The sequence below is a fragment of the Amycolatopsis sp. NPDC000009 genome (genome assembly GCF_055563465.1).
On record NZ_JBVHDI010000013.1, the window covers coordinates 48110 to 64663 of the forward strand.

A 16554-nucleotide genomic window follows, 5' to 3' on the forward strand; every position below is an offset into this window, starting at 1 on the left:
GGACGCCGGCGCGCCGGTCACCGTGTCCACCCGTCGCACAGGAGCGCTCGATGCAGCAGCTGGAATCACTGGGGGAGCTCGCCGCGCTGGTCCGGCGGCGGAAAGGCCTGTACGTCCGGTGGGCGCCGACTCCCGAACATCGTCCCGGTACGAGCCTGGACGAACTCACCGGCGCGGAACTGCCGGGACTCTCGGTGAACCCGCTCGACCCCGAACCCTGGTGGCGCGACCAGCCGCTCGAACTCTGGCTGGCCAGGCGGCTTTACGACTACTGCCACCTCCGGCACGAACGCCGTCGCGAGACCAAGCCCTGGGTGCTGGCCGGCCGGATCGTGGGCTCGGGGCCGGACAACGAGCCGCTGCTGACCGTTCCCGAACCCGTCGGAAGGATCTCCACCGCGGTCCTCGGCGAAGCCCGCGAGCTGTTGCGCGACAAGGCCCGGCACGACACGGACTGGGGCCCGCTGCGCCGCCCGCCGGAACTGGGCCGGACGCCGTAACTCGCGTGATCGAAGGCGTAACTCGCGTGCTTGAAGCCGTAACTCTCGAGTTACGCCTTCAAGCACGCGAGTTACGGCTCCAGGCACGCGAGTTCGGTCTTCGATCACGGCGGCGGGCTACTCCGGCCGGACCGCCAAGAGGTCCACGACGTCTTCCGCGCGTCGCCGCTTCTCGAACCGGGCCCGTTGCCGGTCCGCCCCGCTGCCTTCGGCGGCGAGCCGGTCGCAGCCGTCGCGGACGAGATCGAGGTCGCCCGTCTCTTCGAGGGCACCGGCCGCGAAGGTGACGACGTCGTGGAGCACGTCGTTCGCCGGGGCGAGGTCGCCGGTCCGGAAATGCGGGCAGCGGCCGGAGAGTCCCTCCCGTGACGCGCGCCAGATCTGGGCCCGCAGGACCTCGTTGGACAGGTGCGAGGGATCCCCCTCCGTCGCGAGGATCGTGCCGACCAGCCCCCGGATCAGCACCCCGAGCAGAACCGCTTCGCCGGCGGTGGCGGCGACATCGCCGAGCCGGAACTCCACGGTCGGCTGCTTCTCGGAAAGCCGCACGTCCCAGTAGACCATCGCGCGATCGAGGATGGCGCCCGCCCGGAGCCAGGCGTCGACGACGCTTTCGTAGTGGTCCAGCGAGGTGAACAGCGGCGGTGAACCGGCCGACGGCCAGCGGTTCCACTGCTGGTAGCGCCAGCTGGCGTACCCGGTGTCGTACCCGTCGCAGATCGCGGAATTGGCGGTCACCGTCAGCAGCGCGGGCAGGAAGGGCCGGACGTGGTTGATCACCCGGATCCCGGTTTCCCGGTCGGGGACGGCGATGTGGACGTGACAGCCGCAGGTGTGCGACGTCCGCGCGGTCGCCCCGAAATGTTCGGACATCCGCTCGTAGCGCGGATTCGGGGTGATGGCGGGCAAGGCCGTCTCCGCGAGCGGCGCGCTCCCGCTGGGCAGCAGACGGCAGCCCCGCCGGGCGGCGGCCATGGCCAGTTCCGCCCGCATCGTCGTCAGCTGCCGCTCGGCCTCGTCATGGGTCGTGCAGACACCGGTGGCCGATTCGGCCTGGGAGAGGGTGAGCTCCTGCTGGAGTTCGCCCTGCTCTTCGTCCTCGTCCGCGGCGTCCACGACGGCGTCGCCCGCCGGGGCAAGGTGACCTGCCCGGTCCACCACGAAGAACTCTTCCTCGACCCCGAAAGTGAGTACGTCCTTGTTCACAACCGCTGATACCCACGGCCCTCTCGCCACAAACTTGTTTTCGCAGGTCGTGGACGGGGTATTTCAGGGCATGACACCGAAGTCGGAGGAGCCGCCGTACCTGCTGGCCGCACAGGCCGGGTCGGTCGTCCGTCACCTGTACACCAGGCTGCGCGACGAGGAACCTGCCTCGCCCGCCGACCTCTGCCGCACCATCGAGGCGTTGCAGCGGCTCGCCGACGACCTCGCCAATGTCCTGCCGGGCCTGCAGAAGCAACTCGAAGCGAGTCTGCTGGACGGCCAGGTGGGCGCGGGTGAGACGCCGGCCGAGGCCTGGGACAAGGTCGCCGAAGTCGGCTACGCGCTCGCGCAGGCTCGGACGGGCGGCCTCCTGATGGCCGCCGAACTGCGCGTTTCCCGGCGAACGCTCGGAGAGCTGGCCTCTTCGTGACGCTCCGCGCTCAGCTGACCGGTTGGGCGCGGACCACCGCCACCGGGCAGTGCGCGTGGTGCAACGCGTCGTCACTGACCGAACCCAGCAGCAGGCGCCGCAGATCGCCGTGATCGCTCCGGCCGAGCACCAGCAGCGCGGCCTCACTGGACTGCACGGTCAGCGCCTGCGCGGCGGGCCCCACCCCGTGCACCAGCTCGACGGCGACGTCCGGATAGCGCTCCCGCCATGGTTCGAGCTGCCGGGCGACGAGTTCGTCGGCGACCTCCTGGGGGAGACCGGGCGCCGGATCCAGTACCGGGCCGCCGAGCAGGGGTTCGCTCGCGGGCCCCCAGATCGGCATCCGCGCGACGTGGACCGCGTGCACGGTGAGCCCGTGCCTCGCCGCGAAATCGAACGCGAACCCCGCCGCCTGCGCGCTCTGCTCGGAGCCGTCGGTACCGAGGATCACCGGTCCACCCGGCGGAGGCTCTTCGCCGCGCACGACCACGACGGGACGACCGGCGGTCTTGGTCACGCCCGATTCGGTCGAACCGAGGACCGCTCTGGTGAACAACCCGGTGTGGGATTCGCCCAGCACGATCATCGCCGCGTCCACCTCGTCCGCGACCGAGGTCAGGACCTCCTCCGGAGTGCCGCCGCGGACGACGGTGCGGACGTCGAGATCGGGGTCGGAGCGCTTGAGGGCTTCGGTCATCGAAGCGAGTTGACGGCGGGCAGGCTCCACTTCCGCCGCGTCGTCGGCGGCCTGGGGAACCGCTTCGTTCAACGGCGTCGCGACAGGGTCCGAGCCGGGTGGGGGGAGCCGGTCCCGGGTGCAGTACGCGAGGACCAGGCCGAGGTCGCGGGTCTTCGCCTCGGCGACCGCCCAGCGGACGGCGCGGCGCGCCTCGGGCGACCCGTCGAAACCGGTCACGACCGGTCCGGTACCGCTCTGTGCAGCGGACATGGAACATCACCTCCGACGCGGTGGTGATACCCGCTTCAGGCGGTCTTCAAGCGATCCGTTTCGCCGGGCCGCGTACCTGGGTACTTCCAGGTATGACTTCCCTGTCGACGCCCCGCGCGCTTGACAAGAAGCGCGCCTTCTCAGCGGCCTCCGAACTCCGGGCCCTCGAGGAACCTCGAGGACGTCTCCGGCTGCACGTGAGCAGGCCGACCAAGGGGACCGCCGTCGTCAAGGCGAACGGCGAGGTCGATCTCGGGACCGCGCCGCGACTGTGGGAGATGCTCGCCCAGCGGCTTCACGGCAGCGGTACCACGCTCATCCTCAACCTGTCCGAACTCGAGTTCTTCGGCGCGACGGGTATCCGGGTGCTCGAACGGGCGCAGTTGCTGGCCGAGGACAGTCACACACGGCTCTTCGTCTTCCCCGGCGAATGCCGGTCCGCCCGCCGGATGCTCGGCCTCTGCGAGGCCGGCAAACTCCACACGCTGTGACGAGTCACAACCGGGTCGCACGAGCGACGAGTGCCGCGCTCACCAGGGCGACGTGGTCGAGCCGGGTGGGATCCAGTCCGGTGAGGTCGGCGATCCGGCGCAGGCGGTAGTCGACCGTGTTGGGGTGGACGTGCAGGGCGGCGGCGGTCTGACGGCGCCCGCCCCGGCGGAGGAAGGTCTCCAGCGTCTGCAGGAGTTCCTCGTTTCCGTCCAGCGGCGCCAGCCTGGAAGCCAGCCGGTCGAGCGCCGGCCCCGGACGGGAGAGCTGGTATTCGAGCAGGACGTCGTCGAGCCGGTACAGCCCGGGCGGCCGCCCGGATCCGATGGCGACCGCGAGCACGTCCTGCGCGAGCTTCGCCGCGTCGGGCACCCCGGCGGGTTCGGCGGCGGCCGCCCCGGCGATCACCTCCGCCCCGGCCGTGCGGGCGACGTCGGCGAAGACGCGGTCCAGCCGCGCCCAGTCCCGTGTGGACAGTTCGCCGGCCGGGGTTTCGTGCGGTAGCAAGGCGATGCCGCCTTCCGGAGTGAGCGAGGTCAGGACGGTGCCCCGGATCTGCCGCTCCAGTTCGACCCGCAGCCGCCGGAGCTTCCGCCGCCCGGCGACCAGCGGGTCGACCCCGTCGACCTCCTCGTCCGGATGCGCTCCGACCGACACCGCCAGGACGAGGTAGCACGGCGGCAGCCGCAGCCCGGCCTGCCCCGCCGCGACCTCCGCGGGTTCGCCGTCGAGCAGCGCGGAAAGCACCGTATGCCGTGCCGACCGCTCGTCGTCGAACATCGTCTGCCGCTCGTCGAGGTATCCGGCGCCGACCGCGGGCGTGACCACTTCCAGGTAGCGCAGGGTCAGCGCGTTGACGGCGAGGACGTCGGCGACCTCCTCCGGGCGCGCGTCCGGCCTCAACGACGCCCAGACCACTTGGACGCCGATGTGGTACGCGGTGAGCACGATGTCGATCGGGATGCCCTCCTCCGCGCGCCGGGCCGCCGACTCGCGGAGGAGGGCGAGCTCCTCCCGTTTCGGCGTGGACCCGGTGCGCAGAGAGTCGATGAACGAGCGCAGATTCTGCTCGATCACCCGGGTGATGTCGCCGCTGAGTTCCTCGGCGGGGAGCAGACCGTACTCCGGGATCCGGGAGACGATCTCGGCGAGCACCGTCTTCGTGAGCGACGGCAGGGCCTCGGTCAGCCGTTCCGTCAGGGGACGTCCGCCGATACGGAAGGGCTTGTCACTCGTCACAACCGCCCATCATGACACCTGGTCAGCGAGCGAGCACGTCCCGTGCCGAATCGAGGGTCGGGTGCACCGTGAAGACGGCGTCGAGGCCGAGCAGCGACATCGGCCGCAGCAGGGCCCGCTCCTGGGTGACCATGATGAAGGGGACGCCCGCTTCTTCGGCCTTCGCGCGGATCTGGACCAGAACGGTGAAGCCGGACGAATCACAGAAGGTGACCGCGGACAGATCCGCGATCAGTGCCGACGGCTTGAACCGGAGCTCCTCGTCCAGCGCTCGTCGCAGGTCGTCCGAGACGCCGAGGTCGATTTCCCCGGCTACGGCGACCACCGTGTCTTCGGCGGAAGCGGTGATCGAAATGTCGAGTGAGGACACGAATCTCCGCGTCGAACGTGCCGGATAAGAAGTAGGTGCGCGGTAATCGGTCAAGTTGACTCCTTGCCGGTTTGAGGGGGCCGGCTGCTGCCCGGTGGGCAGGCCAGACCCGGAAAAGGGACCCGGCGGCTGGTGTCTGAACCGCGACGGGTCAACCGTAGCAGTCTTGTGGCCCGGCACGCCGGGTGAGCGGTGCCCGGCAGGTCGTCACGCCCTCCGCGCCCGGGCTTCGCCGACCGTAGGCTGGCGTCACGGGAGGCCGAAATGACGACAGCCGAGGTGATGGCCGAACTGGCCGCGCTCGAAGACCCGCGCGCCCGGCAGGTGAACGAGAAACACGGCGACGACCACGGGGTGAACCTCGGCAAGCTGCGCGCGATCGCGAAGCGGCTGAAAACCCAGCAGGAGCTCGCGCGCGAGCTGTGGGAAACCGGCGACACGGCGGCGAAACTGCTCGCACTCCTGATCTGCCGTCCGAAGGCGTTCGACCGCGACGAGCTGGACCGCATGGTGCGCGAGGCGCGGACCCCGAAGGTGCACGACTGGCTCGTGAACTACGTGGTCAAGAAGAATCCGCACGCCGAAGAGCTGCGCCTGGCGTGGTCCGCCGATCCGGACCCTGTCGTCGCGAGCGCCGGCTGGGCGCTGACCACCGAACGTGTGGCGAAGCAGCCCGAGGGCCTCGACCTCGCCAGGCTGCTCGACGTCATCGAAGCGGAGATGAAGACCGCGCCGGATCGCCTGCAGTGGGCGATGAACCACTGCCTGGCGCAGATCGGGATCGACCATCCGGAACATCGCGCCCGGGCGATCGGCATCGGGGAGCGCCTCGAGGTACTCAAGGATTATCCGACCCCGCCGAACTGCACGTCGCCGTTCGCGCCCGTCTGGATCGCCGAGATGGTGCGACGGCAGTCGTGACCCGCGGGGTTGCCTGTCCGTGAAGGCCGCTGCTCCGGCTCGGGGCCCGAGAGTGGCGTGGTGGTTCGTTCATGAAGGAATCGGGACGCTCAAGGTCCCAATTCCTTCATCGACGTTGGTGGTCGCACGCCTTACGGCCCACACGCCAGCCCGCAAGTCAGGCGTGGGCACGCAAACGAAGTCCGTGAAGGCCTCCTTCAGGGACTGCATTTGCTCACCCACCGGTGTGGTCGGCGGTCGAGTGCCCCCGATGTGGCATTGGGGACACCGAACGTCTCCGATGCCACATTGGGGGCACCGTTGTCTCGGTGCCCGATGGAGCCGCGATTCTGGGAAGGCTGGTCCGCCGTCCAGTCCGTGAAGGCCTCCTTCAGGGACCCAGAGTCCCTCAAGGAGGCCTTCACGGACTTCGGGACCGGCGCCTCAGCCGAGCGCGTCCGCCTTGATGGCCTCGAACTGGGCACCCATCCGCGCCGCGAGCGCCTCGGCCGCCCGCAACGGCCGGACCATCACCTTGAAGTCGGTGATCCTGCCGTCGCCGTCGAAGGTCAGGATGTCGCAGCCGTTGATCTCCAGCCCGTCGACAGTCGCTTCGAACTCGTACACGTGATGCGCGCCGTCGTGGATCTCGCGGACGTAGCGGAAGTCCTCGAACACGCGCAGCACACCGCGCAGGATCGCCGCGGTGATCGCCTTCCCTTGGTAGGGCTTGAACGCCACCGGACTGGTGAAGACCACGTCGTCGGCGAGCAGCGCCTCGATCGCGGCGGCGTCCTTCGCTTCGACCGCTTCGCGGAACGTGGGCATGGGCGATCTCCTCATAGTCAACTTGTTGAGTAGATGACGCCGAGCGTAGGTGATCACCGCGCCGCTGTCCATCAAAGTGTCTAATCAACTTTGCGACTAATCCACTATCATCGCGCCATGGCGCTGCGAAACGCGATCCTCGCGACGCTCCTGGACGGCGAGTCCTCGGGCTACGACCTGGCGAAGAGCTTCAACGCGTCGGTCGCCAACTTCTGGACCGCGACACCGCAGCAGCTCTACCGCGAACTGGACAAGATGGAGGCGCAGGGTCTCGTGGCGGCGCGAGTCGTCGAACAGCGGCGGCGGCCCACCAAGCGGCTCTTCTCCTTGACCGACGCGGGTGCGGCCGAGCTCGCCGAATTCACCACCCGGGCACCGAAGCCGACCGCGATCCGCGACGAGTTGCTGGTCCAGGTCCAAGCCCTGGAGGCAGGCGACGACAGGGAGGTCCGGCGCGCGGTCGCGGACAGGATGGCCATCGCCGAGACGAAGCTCAAGCGGTTCGAGCGCCTTCGTGAGCGTCTGCTCGGCGAGTCCGCCGAAGCGGAGTTCCTCGCCACCGCACCCCGTGTCGGCCCGTATCTGACCCTCGCCAGGGGGATAGCGTTCGAACAGGAGAACATTCGTTGGTGCGAAACGGTTCTCGCGGTGCTCGATCAGCGCGATGGAGGTGAACGGCTTGGGTGACCGGAAATCGGGCCCGAAGTTCCGTCAGGTGGTGCTGGACGGCACGGACGTCCGTGGGCTGGCGGAGTTCTACCGGCGGCTGCTGGTGTGGGACTACCGCCCCGGTGACGAAGCGCCCCCGCCCGGCACCGAGGACAAGGATTGGCTGGTCCTGCGCAACCCGGACGGCGGGGCGCAACTCGCGTTCCAGCAGGTCGACCGGCTGCCAGAGGCGAGCCGGCCGGACGCCGAACCGGTGCCCCAGCAACTGCACCTCGACCTGACCGTGGACTCGGTCGAGGCCCTCGAGGCACAGCACGTCCGCGTCCTCGAACTCGGCGGGCGGCTCCGGTACGACCGCAGCGAAGACCCGGTGGAACCCTTGCGCGTCTACGCGGATCCGGCGGGCCATCCGTTCTGCGTCTTCGTCGACTGAACGCGCTCAGGCGCGGCACAGCAGCGCGTCAGGAGTGCGATTCGAGCCGACGCGCCCGGTATACGCGACACCGGCGACGTATTCACCCGGAGCGCATTGGCCCTTGTAGTGACCCGACGCGAAATCGCCGCCGGGACTCCCGGACGGCCGGTCGTCGCCGCGGTCGAACCAGACCGTCCGGCCGGTCCTGCCGAGCGGCGTGGCCGATTTGCCGCACAGGAGCGCGGAGAACGCCGCGCCGGTGACGCTGTAGCCGACCGCGGCGTGATCCGGCGGGCAGTGCACCTTGGTGTAGCCGGGCGCCCAGTCGGTGTCCACATAGGTCTCTCCGCGGACCACGGCGTAGCCCGCCGGCACGGCGAGCCTGCCGGTGCACAAGCCGCGGTTCCCGGTATGGGAAAGACCGGCGAGCCGCTGACCGTCGGGGCAGACCCCCTTGCGCGCGCCCGGATTCCAGTCCGCCATCGCGCGAACCCCGCGCGAGGCCTGGAAATCCGCGTAGTCGAGGTTCAGCACCGACCAGCGCTCGGTCTCGGGGATCCGTCCGGAGCGGGAAGGCGCCTCGACCAGCCGTCGCCACGCGGGGCCACGCCAGTCCGTGCCGTCGAGCACGTCGGCGCGGCGGCCCGCGGTGTCCCAGGAGAGCAAGGACCAGCCGTTGCCCGTGTTGCCCTCGTGGAACCCGACGGCGGGCCAGTAGGCGAAGTCGGTGTCGGTCTCCGCGAGATAGCCGACGAAATTTTCGAACCAGGCTCGGCTCGCCGCGTCGGTGGTGTGACGTCCTTCGCCGAACTCGCTGATCCAGAGCGGCGCGGTGTAGTGCTTGCCGGTCTCCGCCGAGACGAAGAACGCCTGCCGGTAAAGGACATCACGCAGTTCTTGCGGCGAAAGGTCGCGGTAGCGCGGGTCGTGGGTCTCGCCCGTGCCGGTCGCCCCGGAGTGGTTCGGACCGGTGTAGCCGTAGAAATGTGCGGCGTAGACCAGTTTCCCGGAGTCCACGAGCGTATGCGACAGCGTGCGGGCGGGCTCCAGCGTGGGCCTTCCGTGGGGAAGGCCGTCCACGGGCAGACCGGTCCAGTTGATGCCCTCGACGATGAGCAGCAGGTCGGGATTGGCCTCGGTCAGGATCCGGTCGGCCACACGCTGGCTCGCGCGCTGCCAGTCCGTGCCGTTTCCCCAGCCCCAGTTGGGATCGTCGAAGACGTTGCGGCGGACCTCGTTGTACAGATCGGCACCGGCCACCCGTTTGTTCGCGGCGTAGCGACGCGCCATGAACAGCCAGTCGTCCTGCCATCGCTGCTCGGTCTGCGCGGTGTTCCAGCGCTCGTTGCCGTCGAGACCACAGCACCAGCGGGAGGTCGTGGTGTGGTTGTTGAGGATCACCGCGAACCCGCGTGCGGTCAGCCGCGCGACGACGCGGTCGTAGACCTGCAACGGGGTGAGCCCGCGTAGTTCCGGGTTCGCCGGGAGGTCGGGGACCGGACTGGTGTCGTGGATCATCGCGTTGGAGAAGGGAAGCCGGACGCTGTTCAGGCCCAGCTCCGCCAGTCCGTCGATGATCGTGTCGATCGAAGCCCGGTCCAGCCCGAGCGGGGTCTGGTAAGCGATCTCCCCGGCATGGTGCGCGGCCGGATCGTTCACGTCGCCCGAGCCGGTCCACGTCCCGCTCGCGCCGTGCCAGTTGGCGGCCTTCAGCTTGAACCGGTCGCCCGCCGCGTCGACGATGTAGCGGCCGCGTGTGCTCAGCGGAGCCACCCACTCCGACGGGTCCGCCACGGCGACGGTGGACGGGGGAATCACGATTCCGGCGGTGACCAGGACGGCGAGCAGCACACTCTTGATCCTCACCCGCCGGAGGCTAGCCAGTCGCGCGGCCGGTTGTATACGGACGATCGGGTAGCTTCCGTGCATGACCACCGCGCTGATCATCGGTGACCTCCAACGAGGTATCACGGGCACTTACCCGTTCACCGGGACAGTCCTGCCGCCGATCAGGAATCTGCTGCCGCGTGCGCGTGCGGCCGGCGCGCTCGTCGTGTTCGTCCACTTCGCACTTCGCGGCAACGGAGCCGACCTGCCCGCGGGGAACGCTTTGTTCAAGTCGTTCCACGAAGCGGGGGACACCTTCCACGAAGGCTCGGCCGGGACCGAGATCGATCTGCCGGTCGACGGCGAGGACGTGGTCGTGCTGAAACGCCGTGCCAGCGCGTTCGCCGGGACGGATCTCGATCTGGTGCTCCGCGCCCGGGGAATCGGCACGGTCGCGATCGCCGGGGTCGCGACCAGCGCGATGGTGGCCGCGACGGCCTACGACGCGGCGGATCGCGGCTATCACGTGACCGTGTTGCGCGACGGTTGCGCCGACGGCGATCAGGCGATGCACGACTTCTTCGTGGACACGGTCTTCCCGAGCCGGGGGTTCGGGGTCGTGACGTGTGCGGACTGGCCCGGCGAATAATCGCGGGACCGGATCGTCCGGATATGGCACCGTGGTCGCCGAGCTGATCAGGGGGTCGGGGTATGGAGACGAGGCGACTCGGGCGCACCGAGGTCGAGGTGACGCGGCTGGGTTTCGGCGGCGGGCCGCTCGGCGGGTTGTTCGCGCCGCTGGACGACGAGACCGCGGCGGGAGCGCTGGCCGCGGCGTGGGACGGCGGGATCCGGTACTTCGACACGTCACCGCATTACGGGATCGGGCATTCCGAACGCCGCATCGGCGAGTTCCTGCGGTCGCGGCCGCGCGATTCCTTCGTCCTGTCGACGAAGGTCGGCCGTCTGCTGATACCCCAGGATCCGGCCGGGCGAACGGATCCGGCGGGCTTCCACGTCCCCGCGACGCACCGCCGGGTCCGCGACTTCACCCGTGACGGGATCCGGCGCAGTGTCTCCGATTCGCTGGAGCGGATGGGCCTCGACCGGATCGACGTGCTGTACCTGCACGACGCCGAGGAGTACTTCCAGGACGCGCTGCGCGACGGCTACCCGGCCCTCGCGGAGCTGCGCTCGGAAGGGATCGTCGGCGCGATCGGCGCCGGCATGTACGACACGGCGATGCTGACCACTTTGGTCAAGGAGACCGATGTCGACGTGATCATGCAGTCCGGTCGCCACACGCTGCTCGATCACAGCGCGCTCGACACCTTCCTGCCCGCCTGCGAGGAACGCGGCGTCTCGGTGATCGCGGCGTCGGTCTTCAACTCCGGGCTGCTCGCCGTGCCGAGGCCGGCCGGGGGAGCGCACTTCGACTACGAGACCGCCGCACCGGAAGTCGTGGAGCGGGCGAACCGGATCGCCGACGTGTGCGAAGCGCACGGCGTGACGCTTCCCCAAGCGGCCATGGCCTTCCCGCTCCAGCATCCGGCCGTCGCCGGCATCGCGGTCGGGATGCGGTCCGCCGAAGAGGCACGACGCAACTCGGAATCCTTCGCCGCGGAGGTTCCCGCGCAGGTCTGGGCCGATCTGCGGGCCGCGGGTCTGCTCGGTCCGACAGCGGTTAGGGTGGTCTGATGGTGTCGGTGAAACAGGTCCAGGTCACGTTCGATTGCGCGGAACCCGAGCGTCTCGCCCGTTTTTGGTGCGAGGTACTGGGTTATGTCGTGCCTTCGCCGCCGGAGGGGTTCGCGACCTGGGACGACTACACCCGCACGCTTCCGCCCGAGAAACAGGACGCCGACTTCGCCTGTGGCGACCCCAACGGCGTGGGTCCGCGGCTGTGCTTCCAGCGCGTTCCCGAAGGCAAGGTCGTCAAGAACCGGGTGCATCTCTGTGTGCGGGCGGGCATCGGGCTCGTGGGGGAGGAGCGTCTCGCCGTCCTCCAGGCCGAACGTGCCCGCCTGGAGGCGCTCGGCGCGGTCTGCGAGCGGGTCATGCTCGCCGACGGGGAGAACGAGTCCTGCATCGTGATGCAGGACATCGAGGGCAACGAGTTCTGTCTCGACTGAGGCCGGGTTCATCGTGCGTCGCGGATGCTGAACGTCGTGACGCAGAAATCGCCGTCCGCCTTGCGATCCGCGATCACGGTGCCCCTGGCCGACCGTCCTTTGACGACTCCGGCGACGTCGGCCAGGACGAACTTGGCCGTCCCGCCGGTGGTCGTCACCTGAACGCGCGAACCCAGCGGGAGCAGGGAATCGATCTTGTCGTCCATGAACCTCTTCTGCGTCTCGCAAGCGAGCGCGATCGCCGACGGCTTGTCCCCGGCGGCGATCTTGGCGAGGAAGTCCGCGATCACCTGAACGCCCTTTTCGGGCGGTCGAGCCGGACGCCTGGTGATGGTGCTCCTCGGGCGGCTGACCCTGGTGCTGCTCGGGCTTTCCGTGGTGCTCGTGGGGGACGAGGTGGTCGTCGTATGGGTGGGCACGGGCAGCGAGATCCCTGGTCCCTTGCGGAGCAGGAACCCGGGCGCGGCGAACGCAGTGACGCAGAAGGCGACCAGCGCGATCACCGCGACCAGGATCCCGATGGCGACACCGGGTTTGACGGTCGACGGCTGGGTGTTCTGCTGGCCGGGCAGGCCTGGATAGGTCATCGGAATCACCTTTCGTGCGGATCTGAATCGGCGATCCGACGAGGCGTTTCCGGAGTGGGTTCCGACCCTTTCGGAGGTCTTACGGCTGTCGCGAAAGGTGTTCCGTGACAGAGAGAAGCGTGCTTTCACGGCGAAGTGGCCATCTAGCGTGATTGGATGGACGACACGCGTGATCAGGCGGACGACTCGCGTTGGAGCCGTGCCGCGGGCGTGTCGTCCCTCCTCTCACGCGTGTCGTCCGGTCGGCTTCAGCAGGGTTGCAACAGCCAGCAGAGCCGGTACTTCGCCTGGTAGGTCGTGGACGTACCCGGCGCGATGATGTTCTGCGTCCGCGCGCCGCCTTGCGCCCAGCCGGTGTAGGCGTACTTCAGGTTGAGCGGTGGCAGATTCTGCGGGCTGTCCGCGCTGATCGAGTTGGTGGATCCGGCGATCACCGTCCGGGAGAACGGCGTGCGCTGCTGCGTGCCGCCGACGGTGAGCATCGCCTGATTGGGACTGGAAGTGAAGTTCAGCGACACCGTCTTCGGCTGGAGGTCGACCGTCTTGCTGCCGGTCCGGCCGGTCGAGTCGGTCGCGGTGAGAGTCAGCTGCAGGTACGACGGGTAGTCGTGGTCCGGTGCGACGAACGAGCCCGCCGCGACGCCGGGGAAGTCCTGGACGTTGTGCGTGTGGCAGGTGCCGTTGGTCGCGCAATGCCGGATCGCGAGCCGCCACGAAAGCGCCGAAGCCGGGAGTTGCCCGTCCTGGGCGTCGACGGCGCGGCCGGCGAAGGACACACTCTGGCCGACCGACCAGGTCAGCGTGCCCGCCGGGCCGTCGATGACCGGCACCGGGTCGAGACCCTCCGGGTTGCCGACGGTCACCCGCACCGTCGTGGTCGCGCTCGCGCCGTGGGAGTCCGTCACCCGCAATCCGGCGTCGACGGCGGCGGCCGCGGTGTAGGTCCAGGTGGGATCGGAGGCCGACGAATCGTCGTAAGCGCCGTCCGCGTCGAGGTCCCAGGCGTAGGCCAGGCTGTCCCCGGCGTCCGGGTCGGTGGACGACGTGCCGTCGAACCGCACGGTCAGCGGCGCCGGCCCGCTCGTCGGAGTCGCCTTGGCCACCGCGGAGGGCGGCCGGTTGGTGCCCCCGGGATGGCTCACGCGACGGAGTTCGCCGCTGCCCAGCGCGACGTAGAACAGGTCGCCGCCAGGCCCGGTGAGCACCTGCACCGGGACGTTGACCCCGGTCACGAACGGTACGAGACGGCTCGGGCTCGGCTGACCGCCGACGGTCTGCATGGCCCAGATACAGCCACGGGACGAGTCGGAGAAGAACAGCGCGCCGGCGTATTCGGCGGGGTAGTTGCTGCCGGATTCGAACGCGATCCCGCTGATCGACGAGCCCCCGGTGGGGCAGGGGTCGCTCGCCACCACCTTGGCGCGATGGTTGTAGGCGTAGTACGGGGCGGAATGCCCGCCGGAGGAGTACAGGGATTCGCAACGGTCGAGGTTCGCGCCGTCGTAGCCGGCCTGCCTGGCGTTGCCTTCGAAGCAGGGCCAGCCGAAGTTCTCCGCCACGCCGTCACCGACGTCGGCGACGCGGTTGATCTCCTCCCAGGTGTCCCAGCCGACGTCACCCGCCCAGAGCTCGCCGGTGCCCGGCCGGAAGCCGAACCGGAACTGGTTCCGTGCGCCGTAGGCGATCACGCGCCGGGCGTTGGCGTCGGCGCTGTTCGCGAAGGGGTTGCCGGGGACGCCTTCGCCGGTGTCCGGGTCGATGCGCAGCACCGTGCCGTTGAGCAGGACCGGCTGCCCGGCTGGGCGCCGCGGCGACTGCGACCGCAGCGCCCCGCCCTCCGCCGTCGGCGGTGCGAGATTCGTTCCGGCAGGCGAGGGCGGATCGGCGCACGGGTTCCCTGCCTGGCCGTAGTCGGCGAAGGCGAAGCTGGCGCCATCACCGCCGCCGGCGTACAGGGCACCGTCCGGACCGAAAGCGAGCGCGCCGACCGAGTGGCTGGGGAACTGCTGGCACCACCCTGTGACCAGAGGCTTTTCGCTGACGGCCGTGCCCGCCGAACCCATCGTCAGCTGGGAGACCCGGCCGGTCACCACGCAACCCTTGTCCGTCGCGCCCGGTGGGGTCGGGCAGGTGTCACCCCACCGCGGCGCGGTCCCGCCGGGTTCCGCGTCGAACGTGTACGAGACGTAGACGTACGGCCTGGCGGGAAAAGCGGGGTCGACGGCGAGCCCGAGCAGGCCGCGATCCCAGAAGTCCTGTGTCTGCGGGCGGAGGTCGGCGAACACCGTCGCCGTCGAGTCGGCGAGCGAGTCGAAGACCTTGACCAGGCCGCTCTTTTCGGCGACGAACACCCGGCCGTCCGGCGCGAACGCGGTGGCGGTCGGCGAGCTGAGCCCGCTGATCGCCACCGTGTCGGTGAACCCGGCCGGCACCGCGGCTTCGGCGGGCGCGACGGTGACGAGACCGACCGCGAGCGCGCCGGCCAACGGGCCGACCACGCCCACCGCCAGTGCGCGCCGTGATCTTCGGGGGAACGGGAAACGACGGGAACTCAGCACACGAACTCCTCCTGCGCGGGGACCGGCCGGAAAAAGACGGCTCTCCGGTATGCCGCGAGAAAGCCGAAAGTTGTTACGCGTCTGCCAGAAAACGCAGGCCAGGGGCTCTCCGCCGAGTGATCGTGACCGGGTGGATTTTGGGACGTCAGATGTCCGGAAATCCACCCGGTCACCTCAGCCCGTGGGGAAGCCGGTCAGGCGGGCGAGCGCGCCGAATCCGTCGTCGGTGCCGGGCCAGTGCGCGCGGACGGCGTCGAGCCCGGCGCGGCGGACGACGCCACGCAGCACGACGGTGACGATGATGGCGTCGTCGGCATAGCCCAGAACGGGGATGAAATCGGGCACGAGATCGAGGGGAAGGGCGAGGTAGACCAGAAGGAGTGCGAGCCTGATCCGTACGCCACGCGGCAGCGTCTCGTCCGCGGCCAGACGGCGGATCAGCCGCAGCACGTCGGGCAGCAGCCGCAGCGCCTCACGGAGCAGCCCGCCACGCGGCCGCGCGACGACGAGCGCCACAACCAGCGCGAGCCAGGCCAGGAGCAGCGCACCGGCGAGGCCGAGCAGCAGATCCCACCAGAACGACCCGGTCATCGTGGGTCGGGAGCGTCGGCGCGTAGAGCGGCTTCCTCGACGGCGTCGCGGGCAGCGTTCGGTTCGGCGATCACCGCCTGTTCCCCGGCCGGGCCGGTGAACGCCATCGGCAGCACGCGCGCCGTACCGCCTTGATGGCGGACCCGGTCGACGAGACGGCGTACGTCCCGCGTCACCTCCGCTCGCACAGGGGACACGACGTCAGCTGTAGGCGCGAAGGAACACGTCCACCCCGTCGGCGAGGATCGCGAGAACCTCCGGCTCGCCCACCGCGCCCTCCTGGTCCTCGTCGGTCACGTCGAGGACCAGACGCATGGTCAGGGCGACGAAGTGCTGCATGGCGCGCCGCGGGTCGGCCGGCCGGAGCTTGCCGTCCGCCGCGAACTTCGCGAACCGTTCCTCCATCATCCGTTCGGGTTCGTCCCGGGCCGCTTCCGGTAGCCGCGGCGCCACCGGGGCCTGGGAACTCAACCGCCGGAACGTCGCGTAGTCCGAAGTCGGGAACATCCCCGTCGTCACCCGGCGCGCGAAACCGAGTAAGGCGTCGCGGATGTCGCGGTCGTCGGCGAGCTCTTCGTCGATCGCCTTGCGCACGGTCGCGACCACGGCGTCGTTGGCGCGGCCGAGAACTTCGCGGAAGAGGGTCTGCTTGTCGCCGAAATGGTCGTAGACGGTGCGTTTGGACACTCCGGCCCGCGCCGATATCGCGTCGACGCTGGTGAGTTCGTAGCCGTCCGACACGAACAACGCCTCGGCGGCGTCAAGGATCGCCGCTCGTTTGGTCTCGGCTCGCAGCCGACGGCCCGGTGTCCGCGCGGTCGCTCTCGGGGTCGCCATGTTCTCATCGTATTCTCAGCCGCAGAA

At 69.5% G+C, this 16554-nt stretch carries 20 protein-coding genes; 9 read left to right on the forward strand and 11 right to left on the reverse strand.

The genetic code is table 11. The features are described from left to right. Positions 1 to 50: 50 nt before the first annotated feature. Positions 51 to 500, forward strand: a complete 450-nt coding sequence (locus ACZ3HL_RS29035; protein ID WP_465534775.1) for a DUF6098 family protein — start codon at positions 51 to 53, stop codon at positions 498 to 500. Positions 501 to 617: 117 nt separating this feature from the next. Here ACZ3HL_RS29035 and ACZ3HL_RS29040 read toward each other — a convergent pair whose 3' ends face one another. Continuing rightward, positions 618 to 1706 carry a carboxylate-amine ligase gene (locus ACZ3HL_RS29040; RefSeq protein WP_465534776.1) on the reverse strand — a complete coding sequence of 363 codons (1089 nt, stop codon included), beginning with the start codon at positions 1704 to 1706 and terminating at the stop codon, positions 618 to 620. A 70-nt stretch (positions 1707 to 1776) separates the two neighbouring features. On the opposite strand from ACZ3HL_RS29040, the gene ACZ3HL_RS29045 reads away from it, so the two are divergent. Then, on the forward strand, positions 1777 to 2136 hold the full coding sequence (locus ACZ3HL_RS29045) for a hypothetical protein (protein ID WP_465534777.1): 360 nt from the start codon (positions 1777 to 1779) through the stop codon (positions 2134 to 2136). A gap of 10 nt (positions 2137 to 2146) precedes the next feature. On the opposite strand, the gene ACZ3HL_RS29050 is transcribed toward ACZ3HL_RS29045, so the two are convergent. Beyond that, a complete protein-coding gene (locus tag ACZ3HL_RS29050) occupies positions 2147 to 3085 on the reverse strand; it encodes a universal stress protein (RefSeq protein WP_465534778.1) in 939 nt (312 codons plus the stop codon). A gap of 197 nt (positions 3086 to 3282) precedes the next feature. Between ACZ3HL_RS29050 and ACZ3HL_RS29055 the strand changes: the two genes are divergently transcribed. Further along, complete coding sequence (locus ACZ3HL_RS29055) at positions 3283 to 3576, forward strand: STAS domain-containing protein (RefSeq protein ID WP_465534779.1); 294 nt, start codon at positions 3283 to 3285, stop codon at positions 3574 to 3576. A gap of 4 nt (positions 3577 to 3580) precedes the next feature. On the opposite strand, the gene ACZ3HL_RS29060 is transcribed toward ACZ3HL_RS29055, so the two are convergent. Together ACZ3HL_RS29060 and ACZ3HL_RS29065 are read right to left on the reverse strand one after the other, a co-directional pair. Beyond that, entirely contained in the window at positions 3581 to 4813 is a 1233-nt protein-coding gene (locus ACZ3HL_RS29060; RefSeq protein ID WP_465534780.1) for a PucR family transcriptional regulator, read from the reverse strand. A 22-nt stretch (positions 4814 to 4835) separates the two neighbouring features. Next, complete coding sequence (locus tag ACZ3HL_RS29065; protein ID WP_465534781.1) at positions 4836 to 5183, reverse strand: STAS domain-containing protein; 348 nt, start codon at positions 5181 to 5183, stop codon at positions 4836 to 4838. A 264-nt stretch (positions 5184 to 5447) separates the two neighbouring features. Between ACZ3HL_RS29065 and ACZ3HL_RS29070 the strand changes: the two genes are divergently transcribed. Next, the gene (locus ACZ3HL_RS29070) at positions 5448 to 6104 is read left to right on the forward strand and encodes a DNA alkylation repair protein (RefSeq protein WP_465534782.1); all 657 of its coding nucleotides are present in this window, start codon (positions 5448 to 5450) and stop codon (positions 6102 to 6104) included. Between the two features lie 423 nt (positions 6105 to 6527). On the opposite strand, the gene ACZ3HL_RS29075 is transcribed toward ACZ3HL_RS29070, so the two are convergent. Next, on the reverse strand, positions 6528 to 6911 hold the full coding sequence (locus ACZ3HL_RS29075; RefSeq protein WP_465417777.1) for a nuclear transport factor 2 family protein: 384 nt from the start codon (positions 6909 to 6911) through the stop codon (positions 6528 to 6530). Positions 6912 to 7028: 117 nt separating this feature from the next. On the opposite strand from ACZ3HL_RS29075, the gene ACZ3HL_RS29080 reads away from it, so the two are divergent. Together ACZ3HL_RS29080 and ACZ3HL_RS29085 are read left to right on the forward strand one after the other, a co-directional pair. Beyond that, positions 7029 to 7598: a PadR family transcriptional regulator gene (locus ACZ3HL_RS29080; protein ID WP_465534783.1), complete on the forward strand. Its 570-nt coding sequence runs from the start codon at positions 7029 to 7031 to the stop codon at positions 7596 to 7598. Next, the gene (locus tag ACZ3HL_RS29085) at positions 7576 to 8013 is read left to right on the forward strand and encodes a VOC family protein (RefSeq protein WP_465534784.1); all 438 of its coding nucleotides are present in this window, start codon (positions 7576 to 7578) and stop codon (positions 8011 to 8013) included. Before ACZ3HL_RS29080 ends, ACZ3HL_RS29085 begins: the two co-directional genes overlap by 23 nt. 6 nt (positions 8014 to 8019) lie before the next feature. On the opposite strand, the gene ACZ3HL_RS29090 is transcribed toward ACZ3HL_RS29085, so the two are convergent. Beyond that, the gene (locus ACZ3HL_RS29090; RefSeq protein WP_465534785.1) at positions 8020 to 9861 is read right to left on the reverse strand and encodes a glycoside hydrolase family 5 protein; all 1842 of its coding nucleotides are present in this window, start codon (positions 9859 to 9861) and stop codon (positions 8020 to 8022) included. A gap of 61 nt (positions 9862 to 9922) precedes the next feature. Here ACZ3HL_RS29090 and ACZ3HL_RS29095 point away from each other — a divergent pair, with 61 nt between their 5' ends. From ACZ3HL_RS29095 to ACZ3HL_RS29105, 3 genes are all read left to right on the forward strand, one after another. After that, entirely contained in the window at positions 9923 to 10471 is a 549-nt protein-coding gene (locus ACZ3HL_RS29095; RefSeq protein WP_465534786.1) for a cysteine hydrolase family protein, read from the forward strand. 62 nt (positions 10472 to 10533) lie between these two features. Next, positions 10534 to 11520, forward strand: a complete 987-nt coding sequence (locus ACZ3HL_RS29100) for an aldo/keto reductase (RefSeq protein WP_465534787.1) — start codon at positions 10534 to 10536, stop codon at positions 11518 to 11520. Beyond that, on the forward strand, positions 11520 to 11954 hold the full coding sequence (locus tag ACZ3HL_RS29105; RefSeq protein WP_465534788.1) for a VOC family protein: 435 nt from the start codon (positions 11520 to 11522) through the stop codon (positions 11952 to 11954). Before ACZ3HL_RS29100 ends, ACZ3HL_RS29105 begins: the two co-directional genes overlap by 1 nt. Positions 11955 to 11962: 8 nt before the next feature. Here the strand turns inward: ACZ3HL_RS29105 and ACZ3HL_RS29110 are convergent, their stop codons facing one another. The 5 genes from ACZ3HL_RS29110 to ACZ3HL_RS29130 form a co-directional block, all read right to left on the reverse strand. Further along, positions 11963 to 12541, reverse strand: coding sequence for a hypothetical protein (locus ACZ3HL_RS29110; protein WP_465534789.1), 579 nt, complete (start codon positions 12539 to 12541; stop codon positions 11963 to 11965). 248 nt (positions 12542 to 12789) lie between these two features. After that, a complete protein-coding gene (locus ACZ3HL_RS29115; RefSeq protein ID WP_465534790.1) occupies positions 12790 to 15099 on the reverse strand; it encodes a PQQ-dependent sugar dehydrogenase in 2310 nt (769 codons plus the stop codon). 174 nt (positions 15100 to 15273) lie between these two features. After that, positions 15274 to 15690 (reverse strand): YkvA family protein, encoded by a 417-nt coding sequence (locus ACZ3HL_RS29120; RefSeq protein ID WP_465417758.1) that lies wholly within the window; start codon positions 15688 to 15690, stop codon positions 15274 to 15276. Then, positions 15687 to 15887 (reverse strand): hypothetical protein, encoded by a 201-nt coding sequence (locus ACZ3HL_RS29125; RefSeq protein ID WP_465534791.1) that lies wholly within the window; start codon positions 15885 to 15887, stop codon positions 15687 to 15689. Before ACZ3HL_RS29125 ends, ACZ3HL_RS29120 begins: the two co-directional genes overlap by 4 nt. 4 nt (positions 15888 to 15891) lie before the next feature. Continuing rightward, positions 15892 to 16527: a TetR/AcrR family transcriptional regulator gene (locus ACZ3HL_RS29130; RefSeq protein ID WP_465534792.1), complete on the reverse strand. Its 636-nt coding sequence runs from the start codon at positions 16525 to 16527 to the stop codon at positions 15892 to 15894. Positions 16528 to 16554: the final 27 nt, after the last annotated feature.

Bases quoted from the DNA above. Each gene is read 5' to 3' on its own strand.
- ACZ3HL_RS29045 (WP_465534777.1), top strand. From the start codon at position 1,777: ATGACACCGAAGTCGGAGGAGCCGCCGTACCTGCTGGCCGCACAGGCC.
- ACZ3HL_RS29095 (WP_465534786.1), top strand. From the start codon at position 9,923: ATGACCACCGCGCTGATCATCGGTGACCTCCAACGAGGTATCACGGGC.
- ACZ3HL_RS29120 (WP_465417758.1), bottom strand. From the start codon at position 15,690: ATGACCGGGTCGTTCTGGTGGGATCTGCTGCTCGGCCTCGCCGGTGCG.
- ACZ3HL_RS29080 (WP_465534783.1), top strand. From the start codon at position 7,029: ATGGCGCTGCGAAACGCGATCCTCGCGACGCTCCTGGACGGCGAGTCC.
- ACZ3HL_RS29110 (WP_465534789.1), bottom strand. From the start codon at position 12,541: ATGACCTATCCAGGCCTGCCCGGCCAGCAGAACACCCAGCCGTCGACC.
- ACZ3HL_RS29085 (WP_465534784.1), top strand. From the start codon at position 7,576: ATGGAGGTGAACGGCTTGGGTGACCGGAAATCGGGCCCGAAGTTCCGT.
- ACZ3HL_RS29070 (WP_465534782.1), top strand. From the start codon at position 5,448: ATGACGACAGCCGAGGTGATGGCCGAACTGGCCGCGCTCGAAGACCCG.
- ACZ3HL_RS29075 (WP_465417777.1), bottom strand. From the start codon at position 6,911: ATGCCCACGTTCCGCGAAGCGGTCGAAGCGAAGGACGCCGCCGCGATC.
- ACZ3HL_RS29035 (WP_465534775.1), top strand. From the start codon at position 51: ATGCAGCAGCTGGAATCACTGGGGGAGCTCGCCGCGCTGGTCCGGCGG.
- ACZ3HL_RS29100 (WP_465534787.1), top strand. From the start codon at position 10,534: ATGGAGACGAGGCGACTCGGGCGCACCGAGGTCGAGGTGACGCGGCTG.
- ACZ3HL_RS29130 (WP_465534792.1), bottom strand. From the start codon at position 16,527: ATGGCGACCCCGAGAGCGACCGCGCGGACACCGGGCCGTCGGCTGCGA.
- ACZ3HL_RS29105 (WP_465534788.1), top strand. From the start codon at position 11,520: ATGGTGTCGGTGAAACAGGTCCAGGTCACGTTCGATTGCGCGGAACCC.
- ACZ3HL_RS29050 (WP_465534778.1), bottom strand. From the start codon at position 3,085: ATGTCCGCTGCACAGAGCGGTACCGGACCGGTCGTGACCGGTTTCGAC.